Consider the following 17,114-nt stretch of genomic DNA (forward strand, 5'->3'; position numbering starts at 1 on the left):
GGCGGGGTTACCAGCCAGCTGATGACGCTTTTGAGAGTTTAATAAGGAAGCAGAGCGATGGTTTTAAAAACCCGTGGTGCCCGAAATGGTTTAGTGGCGATAACCGGTATGCAATATTTACCCGCAAGCTGTTAGAATCCCCCGGATTGTTCTCCCCGTATTATCGCGGCTGCTGACCCCGATCAATCTGAGAGAGAAACAATGGAAACAACACGTAACCGAGGCTGGCGCAAAGCGCAGAAACAACGTAACCGATCTCGCGATGCTCATACGGCTTCATTAACTTTTCGTGGCGAAAAAAACTGGAAGATGCTCTACACGCGGTCAGATAAATTACTGCGTGCGGCACAACTGGGATTTGAGTATCCGCGTATTACTAACCAGCAGCTTGCTATGCAAGGCCTGGAAGAGTACCAGCTCATTGATGAATGTATTTTTTATATGCAGCCGTAATCAATGGCGAAGCCCTACGGCGGAACAGGTGTTCCGCCGTCATCCATCCCTTAATGTGCGCTCTGCGGGCACAAGCCGAAATGCTAAAAAGAGAGTCTCTTACGAATTGCTTCAATGGGCCGATGTTATTTGTGTTATGGAACAAAAGCATAAAAACCGTTTAGTGGCTGAATTTGGTCGGGTCATCGCATTTAAACCTCTGCATGTCCTCGATATCCCCGATGATTATCTCTTTATGGATCCCCAGCTGATCGCAATATTTGAAGATATCGTACCGGCAACGCTGGGGCTGACCGATCAGTCGGTAATGTGAAACATCACAGTACGACACTCATCGAACCGATCGCATGACTGATAACCAGGCAATATGGTCAATCCGGATCTCTTTCAAAAATGCGCGAGATAAAAGTAGTCTTAATTGGGATAAAGGGACGGCCCCTACTTTTCATGAGCAGCGTTCTTTATCAGAACGGCATATAGAGAACAGGGAGTAGATATGAAAAAAACCCTGGGGTATAAGACGCAGAAAATGACGGACAGATACAATGATTACCGCGTGAAAGATTGGGTAATAGTGAGCGCACAAATAGGGTCGTGAAGAGGGAGTTTTGGGGAAAGTACTTCCTAGCTAAACAAAGGATTTTCAATCAGTCATGTAATCTGCAAAAATCATGGATTGATGAAATTTTTCGTACGATTCACTCACTATGGGAGTGTTTTCATTCAATAACGTTCTTTTGATGTTCAAGATATATCAAAAGGTTTCAATCCAAAATTAATGCGTTCAAACGGCGGCCCTGAAGGAATAGCCCGTGTGGCTTCAAAATAAAAAGGCTTATTTAGCACGCATCAAAAAAAGGCGCTGTAAAACCAACCACTGAATAAGCCCAATCTAATCAACTCCCAAAGGTTTTTCTTTTTTTACGATCAAGTTGTGATAGTAATTTTATTACTGTCGGCTCTGCCCAAATCTCAAATTCTTCAAATGAATCAAAAACTAATCCATCAATATATCCTGATGATGATGTCGCCACCAATGATACAGGCCCATCATACTTTTCTTCTGAAGATCTTTTTGAACTGAATAGCCATTTCAGATACTCAAGGAACTCCTCAAGACCAAGCCCAACCTCAGCGTTACAAATTTCAGTTGCAAGGTTCTCGCCGCCAAATACCATTGGTTCTTCAGGTTCATCTAATAAATTCGATTCGACAAGTACGCTCTTTCTACAAACACTATCTTGATAAACAGTATACCTTGTTTCTATTCTTCCGTTCTGTCTTTCGCCCCACATAATGAAATGACAACTTCTATGAGAATTATTCATTGCTTTATTTTCTAAAAGCCTGTGACATAGATCATAAACTCGGCCTTTTTCTTTCTCCGTCTTAATTCCTTTTTTTTGGGATTTGAATTCAATTAATAGGAAATTTTTTAAAGCACCAAAAATTGCATCCGCATTAGCCTTATTATCCTGTCCAGACAGCTCAACTGTTATATCAGTTAATTCTTTTTTTTCGCATTCTCTTTTGAACTGATTCGCGAAGCGTGTTGTAATAGATGGTTCCATTCCAAATTCTGTCATATATACTCCTTAATTATGGCGCAGTATCCATTAGGTTACAATATAAGTATGCACAATCGAAATCTGTATGCTAGATTCAATACCTTACATGATCTATTTGCAACAAATTTATTCACAAACGGTCATGTTAGCCATTGGTTACCTGTGTCATAAAGCTACTTTTAATCCGGGTTACTAACATGGGGTGTCAGGGGGCGCAGGTTCAAATCCTTTCGTGCCGACCAAAATTCCTCAATTAAACCAGCCTCTTACGGCTGGTTTTTTTATACCTGAAAATTTTCAAAGGTAAAACTAAGGTAGAATGAAGGTAAAACCCCTGTCATGGTCTCCCTCATTTCAGCGGCGATTTCATTAGCTAAAACACCCGCAGCACATCCGTCAGTCGGGTAGTCCAGCGCGGCGACAGCATTTCCCTTTTCATCTGCCATTTCTTCTCGATCCCCTGCCCTGCAAAAAACAGCGTGCCCCGGCCGTTCCGCTGATTAACAGAGTCCAGGATATCCATCAGCGCCGTGGCGTTTGCCCGCGGTGCGGTGTCGTCAAAGAGGTTCAGCTGCGCAACGCCCTGGCTGAAACAGTCCCCTAGGAGAATCCCGCCTTTCTGGTACCGGTGAGCATCTTTCCAGACCGCATCAAGGCAGTGCAAGCTGCAGCCACAATATTGCGCGTGTCCTGCGTTGGGGTTAACAGTTTTGTTCCGGCATGCTTGCCGTAATAGGGTTCATCTAGCGCAAAAGGCGAGGTTTTAACGAAGGCAGGCACATACCGGCAGAATTGATGTTCGCCGCGCAACTCGCGCACCGTTCTTTCCATCACTACGCTAAAGTGTTTGCGGATAAAGCGTATATCAGCATCTGCCAGCTGCAGCGCCGTTTTTATTCCCATGGCCTCAAGCTTCTTGCTGATCCGCGACCAGATTCCCCATACTTCAATGCATGGCAGCAGCGCCATCAGCTTACGCTGGCGATTAACGTTCGATAAATCCACGACATCGCCTGTTGACTTCCATCTCTTCGCCGCGTTGTTCGCCAGCTTGGCCAGCGTTTTCGTGGGGGCGTATTTAAAGAAGCTCAACATTATGGAGAGGTTCCTCCAGGATACAACCCTACCATTGCGACAAAGCAGCCGCGCCGTCGTATTACCCGCCAACGCCTCAATTTAGAAGAGTGGCAGAAGATATTCGAAATAGCTGACAGCAACTATCAATATATGGGTAACGCGATGCTTTTGGCCCTTGTGACTGGTCAGCGACTAGGTGATATTTGAAACATGAAATTTAGCGATATATGGGATGACTATCTGCCCATCATTCAAGAAAAAACCGGGAGCAAGATAGGAATGTCCTTATCGTTAAGATTAAACGCGATTGACTAGAGTCTAAGGGAAGTAGTAGCGCTCTGTCGCGATTACGTAGTAAGTCCTTACCTGATTCATTCTTTTCGCGCTACATCACAGGCTGAACGTGGCGCTCAGGTGAAATCAAACACGATAACAATGAATTTCAGTAAGGCGAGGGATAAGACAGTAACAGAATGGGGGAATGGAACACCAGCCACTTCCCATGAACAACGCTCTTTAGCTGAGCGTCTTTATGATTCCCAACACATTGATACTCAAAAACTATTAGGGCATAAATTTCCAGATCATACGGCGCGCTATCATGATGACCTCGGGAAAGAATGGGCTAAAATTGCTCTATGAAATTTACCTTAAGAGCAAATAACCAAAAGTCATGAGCAAATATATGTTGATTAACCTCAATTAAATGAAAATTTATCAAGATTAAAACTAGCGAAATAGGTATTTTAGTATCAAAAATAAATTTTTATTTTGGAGGTTCCAATGATTCCACACTGCAGTTACTTCATTGATCCGGGTAAAGAACTCGGAGAAGGAAGCTTTGGCGATGTTGATAGAGTGAAGATTAGAAATTCAAAAAAAGAGGATTGTGGTGACTTCGCAAGAAAAATTTTGAAAAATCATCACGGAGATCCTTTACTTGAAGCAAGGTTTCGAAGAGAAGTAATTTCTCAAGATGCTTGTTTAAACATTAATGTAGTCCAAATATTTATGTGTAATCTTATATCACCACCATTGTGGTATGTAATGGAATTAGGTGAGTGTTCTTTACAAGACGAAATTAAAGCTGGCACACTTCAGCAAGACGAGAAGATAAAAATTGCGCAAATGATTGCTAAAGGTGTGGCTCATATCCATAAAAAAGGTTTTTTACATAGAGATATAAAACCTCAAAATATTTTAAAATGCGCAAGCGGGATGTATAAAATCTCCGACTTCGGTTTAGCTAGACATATGGATCCTGACGAAGCAAGCCAGATTCTAACCCAAATAGGTCATTTCCCACGAACTCCACGCTACTTTGACCACAACGTAGTTCTAGAAGGTTACTCGAAACAATCAGATATCTTTTCTATAGGTATAGTGCTTGAAGAGTTAAATATTGCTGGATTTGATGATATTATCACTAAATGTACGGATAGAAGGTTGCCAAAAAGATATCTAAATGCAGATCAACTTTTAAATGACATTCACAAACATATGGAGCAAAACAAATGATTGACATTGTTTCAGCCTCCTTCTTCACTTCGTCTAAAGAGTTCAAAAGGACTAATCAGGATACTATACTGCCACCCTTAAAGCTAAAAGACGGGTACCTTTTTGCTATTGCGGATGGATTAGGCGGGTATACAGGCGGTAAAGAAGCTTCAGAACGAGTAATATCTTTCATACGTGAAAACTCTTCTAATTTGATTCAGAATAACTTTGACAATCTTTTTTTAGATCTCAAAGAGGATATTAAAGAACTAAGTGAAAATGATAATAAACTTATCAATGCAGCAACCACGCTTACACTTTGCTATATTACAGACAAATATTTACGAATTGGACATGTTGGCGATTGTAGGCTTTACATAAAAGAAAATAATAAATTAAAGCAGTTAACCAAAGACCATACTCAGCATCAAATGCTTATTGATGATGGTTATTTTAACTCTAGGCAGCTTAAGAACGCAAAAGGCAAAAATTTGCTGACCACAGCAATATCAAAAACAATCGAGTTAAGCTATAACCTGTTGCAAATACCGTTAGAAGAATTAACCAATGAAAATGGACAGTTCATACTTTTTCTAATGTCTGACGGAGCCCATCATTTTTGGGAAACAAGGCCACGATTTTCCTCCAACACCTTGTCTGAACCTTCAAGATTCTGTTCAAGTCTGAAAAAGCGTATTGAAAACGGCCCCCCGATAGACGATTACTCGTTAATCGCTTTAAAGGTTGAGTCTCAGCAAATATGATAAAGATTCGTTTTTTTTGATAACTTTTTTTGATAACCCTTCAAATCCTAATAATAAGAACGGGAACCATTCGGTCCCCGTTCTCATACAACCCGCAGCGCGGATTACATGTTCGCGATAATCGCGTCGCCAAACTCTGAACATTTCAGCAGCTTAGCACCATCCATCAGACGTTCGAAATCGTAGGTCACGGTTTTGGCAGCGATTGCGCCTTCCATACCTTTAACGATCAGGTCTGCGGCTTCGAACCACTCCATATGACGCAGCATCATTTCTGCGGACAGAATGATGGAGCCCGGGTTCACTTTATCCTGGCCTGCGTATTTCGGTGCGGTGCCGTGGGTGGCTTCGAACAGTGCGCACTCGTCGCCGATGTTCGCGCCAGGTGCGATACCGATACCGCCAACCTGTGCAGCCAGAGCGTCGGAGATGTAGTCGCCGTTCAGGTTCATACAGGCGATAACGTCATACTCTGCCGGACGCAGCAGGATCTGCTGCAGGAACGCATCGGCGATCACATCTTTAATGATGATCTCTTTGCCGGTTTTCGGGTTCTTGATTTTCTGCCACGGGCCGCCGTCGATCAGCTCACCGCCAAACTCTTGCTGAGCCAGCTGGTAACCCCAATCTTTGAACGCACCTTCGGTGAACTTCATGATGTTGCCTTTGTGCACCAGCGTCACGGAGTCACGGTCGTTGGTGATGGCATATTCGATCGCTGCACGAACCAGGCGTTTGGTGCCCTCTTCGGAGCACGGCTTGATGCCGATACCGCAATGTTCCGGGAAGCGAATTTTCTTCACGCCCATCTCTTCGCGCAGGAATTTGATCACTTTTTCCGCGTCGGCAGAGTCAGCTTTCCACTCGATGCCAGCGTAGATATCTTCGGAGTTCTCACGGAAGATGACCATGTCGGTCAGTTCAGGCTGTTTCACCGGGCTCGGGGTGCCCTGGTAGTAGCGCACCGGGCGCAGGCAGACGTAGAGATCCAGCTCCTGGCGCAGGGCAACGTTCAGAGAACGGATACCGCCGCCAACCGGGGTGGTCAGAGGGCCTTTGATCGCTACGCGGTAATCACGAATCAGATCCAGTGTTTCAGGCGGCAGCCAGACATCCTGGCCATAAACCTGGGTCGATTTCTCGCCCGTGTAAATCTCCATCCAGGAAATTTTACGCTCACCTTTGTAGGCTTTTTCCACAGCGGCATCGACCACTTTCAGCATTGCCGGGGTCACGTCAACGCCGATACCGTCGCCTTCAATGAACGGGATAATCGGGTTAACAGGAACGTTGAGCTTGCCATTTTGCAGGGTGATCTTACTACCTTCCGCCGGAACAACTACTTTGCTTTCCATTCACCTCTCCTTCGAGCGCTTCTGGTTGTTTTGCTCGCTGACTTCATGCCGGGGCGCTCAGACTGCGTCCGCTCACCTGTTACGTGAATCACACAGAGCAAACCGTTTTTTGTTAATGAATTGTAATGAGCCCGTCAATACTAACCGATAGTTCGACGCCATGAAAGGCAATCATGATTCCGCTATAATGCGGCAATTGATAACCTGTGAAAATACCATGAAGAAAACTTCTTATAGAAATCACAAGCTTGAGCGATTCAGCTCACGACAACCAGGCCGATCGCCTGAAAAAAGCGCGCCAACACGCGTGATTTTGTTTAATAAACCCTACGATGTTTTACCCCAGTTCACCGACGAAGCCGGGCGCAGCACACTTAAAGCGTATATCGACGTTCCCGGCGTCTATGCCGCAGGCCGTCTCGATCGCGACAGCGAAGGGTTACTGGTGTTAACCAACGACGGCGCGCTGCAAGCGCGGTTGACCCAGCCGGGTAAACGCACCGGGAAAATCTACTATGTGCAGGTCGAAGGCGAACCCACCGAAGAGGCGCTTGCACAGTTACGCAATGGCGTGACGCTCAATGATGGCCCCACCTTGCCCGCTGAAGTTGAGCGCGTTGAGGAGCCCGCATGGCTGTGGCCGCGCAACCCGCCGATTCGCGAGCGCAAATCGATCCCGGCCTGCTGGCTGAAAATCACCCTTTATGAGGGGCGCAATCGCCAGGTGCGGCGAATGACTGCCCACGTCGGCTTTCCCACTTTGCGCCTCATCCGCTACGCTATGGGAAACTACACGCTGGAAAACCTCGCTAATGGCGAATGGCGTGACGCTTAACTGCCAGGGAGAAATCGATGTTTAAACCCCATGTCACCGTAGCCTGTGTGGTTCACGCGCAGGGAAAGTTCCTCGTTGTCGAAGAGACGATCCGCGACAAAGTGTTGTGGAACCAGCCTGCCGGTCATCTTGAAGCGGACGAAACATTAGTGCAGGCCGCGAAGCGCGAGCTGTGGGAAGAGACCGGTATCGACGCCGCGCCGCAGCACTTTATCCGCATGCATCAGTGGATTGCGCCCGACAACACGCCCTTTTTGCGCTTCCTGTTTGCCATCGAGCTTAACGAAATGTGCGCCACTGAGCCGCACGACAGCGATATCGACCGCTGCCTGTGGGTCACGGCTGAGGAGATCCTCACTGCCGCAAACCTGCGCTCGCCGCTGGTTGCCGAGAGTATTCGCAGCTACCAGAGCGGCCAGCGTCTGCCGCTGGCGACAATCGGAGAATTTAACTGGCCGTTTACAGGGGATGCCTGAGCGAGCAGTGCGTGCTAGAATACGCCGCCCTGAAGTTCTTCGTTGTGAGTATTCTATGTCTGATAGCCCAAAAAAAGTGATCGTCGGCATGTCCGGCGGTGTCGACTCTTCCGTTTCCGCCTACTTGTTGCAGCAACAAGGTTATAAGGTGGAAGGCCTGTTCATGAAGAACTGGGAAGAGGATGACGGCGAGGAATACTGCACCGCGGCGGCGGATCTGGCCGACGCGCAGGCCGTCTGCGACAAGCTCGGCATTGAGCTTCACACCGTCAATTTTGCCGCAGAGTACTGGGACAACGTCTTTGAGCACTTCCTTGCGGAGTACAAAGCCGGGCGCACGCCGAATCCCGATATTCTCTGCAACAAAGAGATCAAATTTAAAGCCTTCCTTGAGTTCGCCGCCGAAGATCTTGGTGCGGATTATATTGCCACTGGCCACTATGTGCGCCGCGCCGATGTCGACGGCAAAAGCCGCCTGCTGCGCGGTCTCGACGGCAATAAGGATCAGAGCTACTTCCTCTATACGCTGGGCCATGAACAGATCGCCCAGAGCCTCTTCCCGGTCGGCGAACTGGAAAAGCCTCAGGTGCGTAAAATCGCCGAAGAGCTGGGCCTTGCCACCGCGAAGAAGAAAGACTCGACCGGTATCTGCTTTATCGGCGAGCGCAAATTCCGCGAGTTCCTCGGCCGCTATCTGCCTGCACAACCGGGCAAAATCGTCACCGTTGATGGTGAAGCGATCGGCGAACACCAGGGCCTGATGTACCACACACTGGGCCAGCGCAAAGGCTTAGGCATCGGCGGCACCAAAGAGGGCAGCGAAGATCCGTGGTATGTGGTCGACAAAGATGTCGAAAACAATATCCTTATCGTCGCCCAGGGTCACGATCACCCGCGTCTGATGTCTGTCGGGCTGATTGCCCAACAGTTGCACTGGGTCGATCGCGAGCCGGTCAACGGCACGCTGCGCTGTACGGTGAAAACCCGCTACCGCCAGCAGGATATCCCCTGCACCGTCACGGCGCTGGACGACGATCGCATTGAAGTGCGCTTCGACGAGCCGGTAGCCGCCGTCACGCCGGGTCAATCTGCCGTCTTCTATCTTGATGACGTCTGCCTCGGCGGCGGTATTATCGAGCAGCGCCTGCCGCTGCCGGTTTAACTCTGTTTTAGCGATATCGGACTGGCTAACGCCCGCGCAGATGCACTCAGACGCGGGCACAAAAAGGAGTAAGTGTGGCGAAGAACTATTACGACATTACCCTGGCGCTGGCAGGCATCTGTCAGTCAGCACGTCTGGTGCAGGAGCTTGCGCACCAGGGCCACTGTGACGCCGACGCGCTGCACGTTTCCCTTAATAGCGTTATCGATATGAACCCGGACTCCACCCTCGGCGTGTTTGGCGGCAGCGAAGCCAACCTGCGCATTGGCCTCGAGTCGCTGCTTGGCGTGCTCAACGGTAGCAACCGCCAGGGGCTGAACGGGGAAGTGACCCGCTACACCCTGAGCATGATGGTGCTCGAGCGCAAGCTGGCGGCAAAAAAAGCGGCGATGGAGACGCTCGGCAACCGCATTGGCGGCTTGCAGCGCCAGCTTGAACACTTCGATCTGCAATCCGACACCCTGCTGAGTGCGATGGCTGCCATCTATGTTGATGTCATCAGCCCGCTCGGGCCGCGCATTCAGGTCACCGGCTCCCCTGCCATTTTGCAAAGCGCGCAGGTGCAGGCCAAAGTGCGCGCCACCCTGCTGGCAGGCATTCGCGCCGCCGTGCTGTGGCACCAGGTCGGCGGCGGTCGGCTACAGTTAATGTTTTCCCGTAATCGCCTGTCGACACAGGCCAAACACATTCTCGCTCATTGTTAACCTCCCGGAGTTGTGACTTATGGAATTATCCTCACTGACCGCCGTTTCCCCTGTCGATGGACGCTACGGCGATAAAGTCAGCGCGCTGCGCGGGATCTTCAGCGAATTCGGTTTGCTGAAGTTTCGCGTTCAGGTTGAAGTACGCTGGCTGCAAAAACTGGCGGCACACGCGGCGATCAAGGAAGTTCCTGCTTTTGCCGATCACGCAAACGGTTTCCTCGACAAAATCGTTACGGACTTCTCGGTTGAAGATGCGCAGCGCATCAAAACCATTGAGCGCACCACTAACCACGACGTGAAAGCGGTGGAGTACTTTCTGAAAGAGAAAGTGGCCGACGTTCCGGAGCTGCACGCGGTCTCTGAGTTTATCCACTTCGCCTGCACCTCCGAAGATATCAACAACCTCTCCCACGCCCTGATGCTGAAAAGCGCCCGCGATGAGGTGATCCTGCCCTACTGGCGTCAGCTGATTGACGCGGTGAAAGCGCTGGCCGTTGAGTACCGTGATATTCCGCTGCTGTCGCGCACCCATGGTCAACCGGCCACCCCGTCGACCATCGGTAAAGAGATGGCGAACGTCGCTTACCGTATGGAGCGCCAGTACCGCCAGCTGAACCAGGTGGAAATTCTTGGCAAAATCAACGGCGCGGTTGGCAACTATAACGCCCATATCGCCGCCTATCCGGAAGTGGACTGGCACCAGTTCAGCGAAGAGTTTGTCACCTCATTAGGCATTGAGTGGAACCCCTACACCACGCAGATTGAGCCCCATGACTACATCGCCGAGCTGTTTGACTGCATGGCGCGCTTCAACACCATCCTCATCGACTTCGACCGCGACGTCTGGGGTTATATCGCCCTGAACCACTTTAAACAGAAGACCATTGCCGGGGAGATTGGATCCTCGACCATGCCGCATAAAGTGAACCCGATTGATTTCGAAAACTCCGAAGGTAACCTCGGCCTGTCCAACGCCGTGCTGCAACACCTGGCGAGCAAACTGCCGGTCTCGCGCTGGCAGCGCGATCTGACCGACTCGACGGTGCTGCGTAATCTCGGCGTTGGCGTCGGCTATGCGCTGATCGCTTACCAGTCGACTCTGAAAGGCGTCAGCAAACTGGAAGTGAACCGCGACCGCCTGCTGGATGAGCTGGATCACAACTGGGAAGTGCTGGCCGAGCCGATTCAGACGGTGATGCGCCGTTACGGCATTGAGAAGCCGTACGAAAAACTGAAAGAGCTGACCCGCGGTAAGCGCGTTGACGCCGAAGGCATGAAGCAGTTTATCGACAGCCTGGCACTGCCAGAGGAAGAAAAAGTGCGCCTGAAAGCGATGACGCCAGCCAACTATATTGGTCGCGCTATCACCATGGTTGATGAGTTGAAATAACCCCCGCCCGCTCTGCCCGCCCTCTTTCGCCGGAAAGAGGGCATCTTCCTGTTACGGTTGAGTAAATGTTTATCCCTCTTGTAACAAAATCAGCGTTAAACTATTCACTCCAAAAATAGAGGGAGAGGTCTGACGATGCGCGTACTGGTTGTGGAAGATAATGCTCTGCTGCGCCACCACTTAAAAGTGCAGTTGCAGGAGCTGGGACATCAGGTCGACGCCGCTGAAGATGCAAAGGAAGCGGATTACTTTCTGAACGAACACCTGCCGGATATCGCGATTGTCGATCTTGGCCTGCCGGATGAAGATGGCCTGTCGCTGATCCGCCGCTGGCGCAGCCATGAGGTCTCGCTACCGGTGCTGGTGCTTACCGCGCGTGAAGGGTGGCAGGATAAGGTTGAAGTGCTGAGTGCGGGCGCCGATGACTACGTCACTAAACCGTTCCATATCGAAGAGGTGGTGGCGCGCATTCAGGCGCTGATGCGCCGTAACAGCGGCCTCGCTTCACAGCTAATTTCCATGCCGCCATTCCAGGTCGACCTCTCTCGCCGCGAACTCTCGGTTAACGAAGAAGTGGTCAAACTCACCGCCTTTGAATACACCATTATGGAGACGCTGATCCGTAACAGCGGCAAAGTGGTGAGCAAAGATTCGCTGATGCTGCAACTCTATCCCGATGCCGAACTGCGCGAGAGCCATACTATCGACGTGCTGATGGGTCGCCTGCGCAAAAAGATCCAGGCCCAGTATCCCGATGAGGTGATCACCACCGTGCGCGGCCAGGGCTATCTTTTCGAACTGCCAAAATGAAACGCCTGCTGCGGCACCTCTTCCCGCTCTCGCTGCGGGTGCGCTTTTTACTCGCCACCGCCGCGGTGGTGATGGTGCTGTCGCTGGCCTATGGCGTGGTCGCGCTGGTCGGTTACAGCGTCAGCTTCGATAAAACCACCTTCCGGCTGCTGCGCGGCGAGAGCAACCTCTTCTATACGCTGGCGCAGTGGAAAGAGAACAAGCTGGAGATTGACCTGCCGGAAAACCTCGACCTGCAAAGCCCGACCATGACCTTTATCTACGACAAAAACGGCAAGCTGATCTGGTCCCAGCGGAATGTACCGTGGTTGCAAAAGCGCATTGAGCCGGAGTGGCTGAAGAGCGATGGTTTTCACGAAATTGAAGCGGATATTGACTCCACCAGCACGCTGATCAACGACGATCACGCCGCTTCGGAGCAACTCAAAGCGATCCGCGAAGATGACAGCGACTCCGAAATGACCCACTCGGTGGCGGTAAACCTCTACCCTGCCACCGCGCGTATGCCGCAGTTGACCATCGTAGTAGTCGATACCATCCCGATCGAGCTTAAACGCTCCTATATGGTGTGGAACTGGTTTATCTATGTGCTCTCGGCCAACCTGCTGCTGGTGATCCCGCTGCTGTGGCTGGCGGCCTGGTGGAGCCTGCGGCCGATTGAGGATCTGGCGCGCGAGGTGCGCGAACTGGAGGAGCACCACCGCGAACAGCTTAACCCGGAAACCACCCGCGAGTTGACCAGCCTGGTGCAGAACCTCAACCGCTTGCTGAAAAGCGAGCGCGAGCGCTATGACAAATATCGCACCACCTTGACCGATCTCACCCACAGCCTGAAAACGCCGCTGGCGGTGCTGCAAAGCACGTTGCGCTCGCTGCGCAGCGACAAGATGAGCGTCAGCGAGGCCGAACCGGTAATGCTTGAGCAGATCAGCCGCATCTCGCAGCAAATTGGCTACTACCTGCACCGCGCCACCATGCGCGGCAGCAGCATGCTCAGCCGCGAGCTGCATCCGGTCGCTGCGCTGCTTGATAACCTCACTTCCGCGCTGAATAAGGTCTATCAGCGTAAAGGGGTGAATATCACGCTCGATATCTCGCCGGAGGTCGGTTTTGTCGGCGAGCAGAATGACTTTATGGAAGTGATGGGCAACGTGCTGGATAACGCCTGCAAATATTGCCTGGAGTTTGTTGAGGTCTCTGTTAACCAGAGCGATGACATGCTGCACATTGTTGTCGAGGATGATGGTCCCGGCATTCCGCTGGCGAAACGCGAACTGGTGTTCGATCGCGGTCAGCGCGCCGACACGCTGCGTCCGGGCCAGGGCGTCGGGCTTTCGGTGGCGCGGGAGATCGTCGAGCAGTATGGCGGGCAGATCCTCACCGGCGACAGCCTGCTCGGCGGCGCGCGCATGGAAGTGATTTTTGGTCGTCAGCAAACGGGAATAACGGGCGACTGAACCCCCTTAACACAGCTATAATCGATTATTCAGCCCATGATTAATTGCCGGAAATATATATGGAATATCACGTAGAGATAAACTGGCCAGATTTTATTCAACGCTACTGGCAGAAACGTCCGGTGGTGTTGAAACGCGGAATCAAGGATTTCGTCGACCCGATTAGCCCGGACGAACTGGCGGGGCTGGCGATGGAGAATGAAGTCGACAGCCGCCTGGTCAGCCATCTTGATGGTAAATGGCAGGTAAGCCACGGCCCGTTTGAGAGTTACGATCACATGGGCGAAAACAACTGGTCGCTGCTGGTGCAGGCGGTGAACCACTGGCATCAGCCTGCCGCGGCGCTGATGAGCCCCTTTCGCGTGCTGCCGGACTGGCGTACCGACGATCTGATGATCTCCTTCTCGGTACCGGGCGGCGGCGTTGGTCCGCACCTCGATCAGTATGATGTGTTTATTATTCAGGGCACCGGCCGTCGCCGCTGGCGCGTCGGGGATAAAGTGCCGCTGAAGCAGCACTGCCCGCACCCGGATCTGCTGCAGGTCGATCCTTTCGAAGCGATCATCGATGAAGAGATGGAGCCGGGCGATATCCTCTATATTCCGCCAGGATTCCCGCACGAGGGCTATTCGCTGGAGAACTCCCTCAACTACTCGGTCGGTTTCCGCGCACCGAGCGGGCGCGAGCTGATCAGCGGCTTTGCCGATTACGTGCTGCAACGTGAACTGGGCAGCCAGCGCTACAGCGATCCGGACGTGCCGGAGCGCGATCACCCGGCGGATATCCTGCCGCAGGAGCTGGATAAGCTGCGCGAGATGATGCTCGGGCTGATTAATCAGCCGGCACAGTTTAACGAGTGGCTCGGCGAGTTTATCTCCCAGTCGCGTCACGAGCTGGATATCGCGCCGCCAGAGCCACCCTATCAGCCGGATGAGATCTACGATGCGCTGAAACAGGGCGACAAACTTGCGCGTCTCGGTGGCCTGCGCGTGCTGCGCATCGGCGACGATGTGTACGCCAACGGCGAGAAGATCAACTCCCCGCACCGCCCGGCGCTTGAAGCGCTGGCTCGCCATAGCGTTATCTCCGGCGAGATGTTTGGCGATGCGCTGGACGATCCCTCCTTCCTCGCGATGCTTGCCGCGCTGGTAAACAGTGGGTATTGGTTCTTCGAGGATTAATATCCTCTGGCGTCATCGGGCATCATGCCTGATGGCGCTGCGCTTATCAGGCCTACAAAACCGCACGAACCCGTAGGCCGGATAAGGCGTTACGCCGCCATCCGGCAATAACCGACAAAACCATCCCAACCCGTAGGCCGGATAAGGCGATACGTCGCCATCCGGCAATGCATTACCGCCTTTCCCCGGCCTCCATATCGGCTATCTCCCCTGCCCAATTCTCCGGATACACTCCGGCGCGGACATCGCGATGAAAGGTGGAAAAGGGCCAATGCGTGGTGCATTTCACCAACCCATGTTTTACCGGGTTGATATACACATAATCCATATGATGCCGGTAATCCCGCTCATCGCGGATGGTGTGCTCCCAAAAGCGCGGCTGCCAGATCTCTTTTTGCCTGAGCGACTTGCTAAAGGCTTTTTTAAGCTCGCGCCAGCGCCCGGAAAAATCATCATCGTTTTCGGGTAACGTCCAGATGCAGTGCATATGCTCCGGCAGGATAACCCAGGCGTTGATATCAAAAGGCTGGCGGCGTTTTACCGTGAGGGTTGCACGACGCAAAGTATCAATATGGCGGGTAAGAAGATCGCTGCGCCTGTCGCGCAGGTTGACGGTGAAAAACCACGTGCCACCAGGCACATAATGACGACGATAGTCAGACATCTGGAAACTCCTTTTCCATTCGTAATCCCTGTTGCCTGATGGCGCTACGCTTATCAGGCCTACAAAACCAAAAAAACATGCCATCCGGCAATGCGCACCGTGCCCGACATACTGCCTGATGGCGCTACGCTTATCAGGCCTACAAAACCGTGCTAACCCGTAGGCCGGATAAGGCGTTTGCGCCGCCATCCGGCAATGAGTACCGCGCCAGGAATCAACCCTACGCGGTCTCCCTTTCGGCGGTTAACTCTGCGATCCGCACAATCACCTGCACCGCTTTTTCCATGCCGTTCAGGGTGGCAAACTCATGTTTGCCATGATAGTTGTAGCCGCCGGTAAAGATATTCGGGCAGGGCAGGCCCATAAAGGAGAGCTGTGCGCCGTCGGTGCCGCCGCGGATCGGTTTCATCTGCGGTTCGATATCGCAATCGCGCATCGCCTGCTGGGCAATGTCGATAATGTGCGGAAACTCCGCCACCTTCTCGCGCATATTGTAATAACTGTCTTCAATCACCAGTTCGATATAGCAATCCGGGTGCAGCCCTTTGCCCACCTCCTTGGCGATCTCCATCATCTTACGTTTACGCGCTTCAAACGATGAGCGCTCAAAATCGCGGATGATGTAGTGCATCTCGGCGCGATCCACCGTGCCTTTAATGCTGGTGAGATGGTAAAAACCCTCATACCCTTCGGTCTGCTCCGGGCTCTCCTCTTCCGGTATACGCGCATGAATTTTGCTGGCGAGCGTCATAGCATTGACCATCACCCCTTTTGCGGTGCCGGGGTGGACGTTATTGCCCACGATTTTCACCGTCACCGACGCGGCGTTGAAGTTCTCAAACTCCAGCTCGCCAATACCGCTGCCATCCATGGTGTAGGCCCACTTCGCGCCAAAGGCCTCAACATCGAAATACTTCGCCCCTTTGCCCACCTCTTCATCGGGCGTGAACGCCACGCAGATATCGCCGTGGGGAGTGTTTTTTGTCTTCAGCACCGCCAGCGCGGTCATGATCTCTGCCACGCCCGCTTTATCATCCGCGCCGAGCAGGGTTTTGCCGTCGGTGGTGATAAGCGTATGGCCAAGCAGCTGATGCAGCACCGGGAACATCACCGGTGAGAGGATCTCATCGCCAACACCCAGCGCAATATCACCACCACGGTAGTTTTCAAGGATCTGTGGGTTAACGTTTTTGCCGCTGAAGTCGGGCGAGGTGTCGACGTGGGAGATAAAACCAATCGCCGGAACCGGCTTGTCGACGTTGGATGGCAGTTTCGCCATCAGCGTGCCCTTATCGCTTAAGGTCACGTCCACCAGCCCCATCTCTTTAAGCTGGTCTTGAAGTAAATGCAGGAGCTTCCATTGACTATCCGTACTTGGCACCTGCCGCACGCCGGGTTTTGATTGCGTATCCAGCGTTACGTACTGCAAAAAGCGCTCTAATAACTTATCCATAAAGCCCCCTAACAAAATGTCACAACATTATCAGTAAGCGTGAAAAGACAAATATTGCGTCAGGTCACTTTTACCCGGCAAACGAGAATATTTTAAAGGTCGTCGTATTAAACGTAGTTGAGAAAGTGACTGATTGAGCGGCGAAAAGCCATCAACGATTGGCGATTTAACCGCTTTGCCGTAGAATGCCTGGCCTTAAATCGTGCACAACCCTGAAGGTGGTTAATCACAAACCCCGCATCTGATACGCCCTTCGATGCGCAAACAC

At 51.6% G+C, this 17,114-nt stretch carries 17 protein-coding genes and 3 pseudogenes; 14 read left to right on the forward strand and 6 right to left on the reverse strand.

The genetic code is table 11. The features are described 5' to 3' along the window. The first annotated feature begins 201 nt into the window (after positions 1–201). The 3 genes and pseudogenes from EH164_RS13505 to EH164_RS22775 form a co-directional block, all read left to right on the forward strand. Positions 202–453 carry a hypothetical protein gene (locus EH164_RS13505; protein WP_124968600.1) on the forward strand — a complete coding sequence of 84 codons (252 nt, stop codon included), beginning with the start codon at positions 202–204 and terminating at the stop codon, positions 451–453. After that, positions 425–766, forward strand: a complete 342-nt coding sequence (locus EH164_RS13510; protein ID WP_124971454.1) for a low molecular weight protein tyrosine phosphatase family protein — start codon at positions 425–427, stop codon at positions 764–766. Before EH164_RS13505 ends, EH164_RS13510 begins: the two co-directional genes overlap by 29 nt. 1 nt (position 767) lies before the next feature. Further along, positions 768–1,051: pseudogene (locus EH164_RS22775) on the forward strand (integrase); the annotation flags it as partial. A 298-nt stretch (positions 1,052–1,349) separates the two neighbouring features. Here the strand turns inward: EH164_RS22775 and EH164_RS13515 are convergent. From EH164_RS13515 to EH164_RS13520, 3 genes and pseudogenes are all read right to left on the reverse strand, one after another. After that, complete coding sequence (locus tag EH164_RS13515; RefSeq protein WP_124968602.1) at positions 1,350–2,039, reverse strand: hypothetical protein; 690 nt, start codon at positions 2,037–2,039, stop codon at positions 1,350–1,352. 263 nt (positions 2,040–2,302) lie between these two features. Then, positions 2,303–2,467, reverse strand: a complete 165-nt coding sequence (locus EH164_RS22595; protein WP_164483588.1) for a hypothetical protein — start codon at positions 2,465–2,467, stop codon at positions 2,303–2,305. Then, a pseudogene (locus tag EH164_RS13520) lies at positions 2,395–3,095 on the reverse strand (DUF4113 domain-containing protein); the annotation flags it as partial. The gene EH164_RS22595 and the pseudogene EH164_RS13520, both read right to left, overlap by 73 nt. On the opposite strand from EH164_RS13520, the pseudogene EH164_RS13525 reads away from it, so the two are divergent. From EH164_RS13525 to EH164_RS13535, 3 genes and pseudogenes are all read left to right on the forward strand, one after another. After that, positions 3,096–3,740, forward strand: a pseudogene (locus EH164_RS13525) (tyrosine-type recombinase/integrase); the annotation flags it as partial. It abuts the pseudogene before it with no gap. Positions 3,741–3,881: 141 nt separating this feature from the next. Then, entirely contained in the window at positions 3,882–4,616 is a 735-nt protein-coding gene (locus EH164_RS13530) for a protein kinase family protein (RefSeq protein WP_124968604.1), read from the forward strand. Then, positions 4,613–5,359, forward strand: coding sequence for a PP2C family serine/threonine-protein phosphatase (locus tag EH164_RS13535; protein ID WP_124968606.1), 747 nt, complete (start codon positions 4,613–4,615; stop codon positions 5,357–5,359). Before EH164_RS13530 ends, EH164_RS13535 begins: the two co-directional genes overlap by 4 nt. Positions 5,360–5,463: 104 nt before the next feature. On the opposite strand, the gene icd is transcribed toward EH164_RS13535, so the two are convergent. Next, positions 5,464–6,714 (reverse strand): NADP-dependent isocitrate dehydrogenase, encoded by a 1,251-nt coding sequence (gene icd / locus EH164_RS13540; RefSeq protein WP_023481567.1) that lies wholly within the window; start codon positions 6,712–6,714, stop codon positions 5,464–5,466. Positions 6,715–6,901: 187 nt separating this feature from the next. Here icd and rluE point away from each other — a divergent pair, with 187 nt between their 5' ends. The 8 genes from rluE (at position 6,902) to EH164_RS13580 (ending at position 14,729) form a co-directional block, all read left to right on the forward strand. Further along, positions 6,902–7,549 carry a 23S rRNA pseudouridine(2457) synthase RluE gene (gene rluE, locus EH164_RS13545; protein WP_124968608.1) on the forward strand — a complete coding sequence of 216 codons (648 nt, stop codon included), beginning with the start codon at positions 6,902–6,904 and terminating at the stop codon, positions 7,547–7,549. Between the two features lie 17 nt (positions 7,550–7,566). Continuing rightward, entirely contained in the window at positions 7,567–8,025 is a 459-nt protein-coding gene (locus EH164_RS13550; RefSeq protein ID WP_124968610.1) for an NUDIX hydrolase, read from the forward strand. A 55-nt stretch (positions 8,026–8,080) separates the two neighbouring features. Continuing rightward, on the forward strand, positions 8,081–9,187 hold the full coding sequence (gene mnmA / locus EH164_RS13555; protein WP_042717548.1) for a tRNA 2-thiouridine(34) synthase MnmA: 1,107 nt from the start codon (positions 8,081–8,083) through the stop codon (positions 9,185–9,187). Positions 9,188–9,261: 74 nt separating this feature from the next. Next, positions 9,262–9,891, forward strand: a complete 630-nt coding sequence (hflD, locus tag EH164_RS13560) for a high frequency lysogenization protein HflD (protein ID WP_023481656.1) — start codon at positions 9,262–9,264, stop codon at positions 9,889–9,891. 19 nt (positions 9,892–9,910) lie between these two features. Beyond that, complete coding sequence (gene purB / locus EH164_RS13565) at positions 9,911–11,281, forward strand: adenylosuccinate lyase (protein ID WP_124968612.1); 1,371 nt, start codon at positions 9,911–9,913, stop codon at positions 11,279–11,281. Between the two features lie 135 nt (positions 11,282–11,416). Further along, entirely contained in the window at positions 11,417–12,091 is a 675-nt protein-coding gene (phoP, locus tag EH164_RS13570) for a two-component system response regulator PhoP (RefSeq protein WP_023481368.1), read from the forward strand. Further along, positions 12,088–13,548, forward strand: a complete 1,461-nt coding sequence (gene phoQ, locus EH164_RS13575) for a two-component system sensor histidine kinase PhoQ (protein ID WP_023481557.1) — start codon at positions 12,088–12,090, stop codon at positions 13,546–13,548. The genes phoP and phoQ overlap by 4 nt, the downstream gene beginning before the upstream one ends. A gap of 59 nt (positions 13,549–13,607) precedes the next feature. Then, the gene (locus EH164_RS13580) at positions 13,608–14,729 is read left to right on the forward strand and encodes a cupin domain-containing protein (protein ID WP_042717553.1); all 1,122 of its coding nucleotides are present in this window, start codon (positions 13,608–13,610) and stop codon (positions 14,727–14,729) included. A gap of 172 nt (positions 14,730–14,901) precedes the next feature. On the opposite strand, the gene EH164_RS13585 is transcribed toward EH164_RS13580, so the two are convergent. Both EH164_RS13585 and pepT read right to left on the reverse strand, forming a co-directional pair. After that, positions 14,902–15,393: a transposase gene (locus EH164_RS13585; RefSeq protein WP_124971457.1), complete on the reverse strand. Its 492-nt coding sequence runs from the start codon at positions 15,391–15,393 to the stop codon at positions 14,902–14,904. Positions 15,394–15,613: 220 nt separating this feature from the next. Beyond that, positions 15,614–16,846: a peptidase T gene (gene pepT, locus EH164_RS13590; protein ID WP_124968614.1), complete on the reverse strand. Its 1,233-nt coding sequence runs from the start codon at positions 16,844–16,846 to the stop codon at positions 15,614–15,616. Between the last annotated feature and the right edge of the window lie 268 nt (positions 16,847–17,114).

It is taken from the genome of Kosakonia sp. CCTCC M2018092, assembly GCF_003864115.1.
GTDB classification, from domain to species: domain Bacteria; phylum Pseudomonadota; class Gammaproteobacteria; order Enterobacterales; family Enterobacteriaceae; genus Kosakonia; species Kosakonia cowanii.

What these genes read in the sequence shown, in the direction of transcription:
- EH164_RS13550 (WP_124968610.1), top strand. Translation starts at nt 7,567, where the DNA reads ATGTTTAAACCCCATGTCACCGTAGCCTGTGTGGTTCACGCGCAGGGA.
- EH164_RS13515 (WP_124968602.1), bottom strand. Translation starts at nt 2,039, where the DNA reads ATGACAGAATTTGGAATGGAACCATCTATTACAACACGCTTCGCGAAT.
- EH164_RS22595 (WP_164483588.1), bottom strand. Translation starts at nt 2,467, where the DNA reads ATGGCAGATGAAAAGGGAAATGCTGTCGCCGCGCTGGACTACCCGACT.
- pepT (WP_124968614.1), bottom strand. Translation starts at nt 16,846, where the DNA reads ATGGATAAGTTATTAGAGCGCTTTTTGCAGTACGTAACGCTGGATACG.
- phoP (WP_023481368.1), top strand. Translation starts at nt 11,417, where the DNA reads ATGCGCGTACTGGTTGTGGAAGATAATGCTCTGCTGCGCCACCACTTA.
- purB (WP_124968612.1), top strand. Translation starts at nt 9,911, where the DNA reads ATGGAATTATCCTCACTGACCGCCGTTTCCCCTGTCGATGGACGCTAC.
- EH164_RS13505 (WP_124968600.1), top strand. Translation starts at nt 202, where the DNA reads ATGGAAACAACACGTAACCGAGGCTGGCGCAAAGCGCAGAAACAACGT.
- mnmA (WP_042717548.1), top strand. Translation starts at nt 8,081, where the DNA reads ATGTCTGATAGCCCAAAAAAAGTGATCGTCGGCATGTCCGGCGGTGTC.
- EH164_RS13530 (WP_124968604.1), top strand. Translation starts at nt 3,882, where the DNA reads ATGATTCCACACTGCAGTTACTTCATTGATCCGGGTAAAGAACTCGGA.
- icd (WP_023481567.1), bottom strand. Translation starts at nt 6,714, where the DNA reads ATGGAAAGCAAAGTAGTTGTTCCGGCGGAAGGTAGTAAGATCACCCTG.
- EH164_RS13510 (WP_124971454.1), top strand. Translation starts at nt 425, where the DNA reads ATGAATGTATTTTTTATATGCAGCCGTAATCAATGGCGAAGCCCTACG.
- rluE (WP_124968608.1), top strand. Translation starts at nt 6,902, where the DNA reads ATGCGGCAATTGATAACCTGTGAAAATACCATGAAGAAAACTTCTTAT.
- phoQ (WP_023481557.1), top strand. Translation starts at nt 12,088, where the DNA reads ATGAAACGCCTGCTGCGGCACCTCTTCCCGCTCTCGCTGCGGGTGCGC.
- EH164_RS13580 (WP_042717553.1), top strand. Translation starts at nt 13,608, where the DNA reads ATGGAATATCACGTAGAGATAAACTGGCCAGATTTTATTCAACGCTAC.
- EH164_RS13585 (WP_124971457.1), bottom strand. Translation starts at nt 15,393, where the DNA reads ATGTCTGACTATCGTCGTCATTATGTGCCTGGTGGCACGTGGTTTTTC.
- EH164_RS13535 (WP_124968606.1), top strand. Translation starts at nt 4,613, where the DNA reads ATGATTGACATTGTTTCAGCCTCCTTCTTCACTTCGTCTAAAGAGTTC.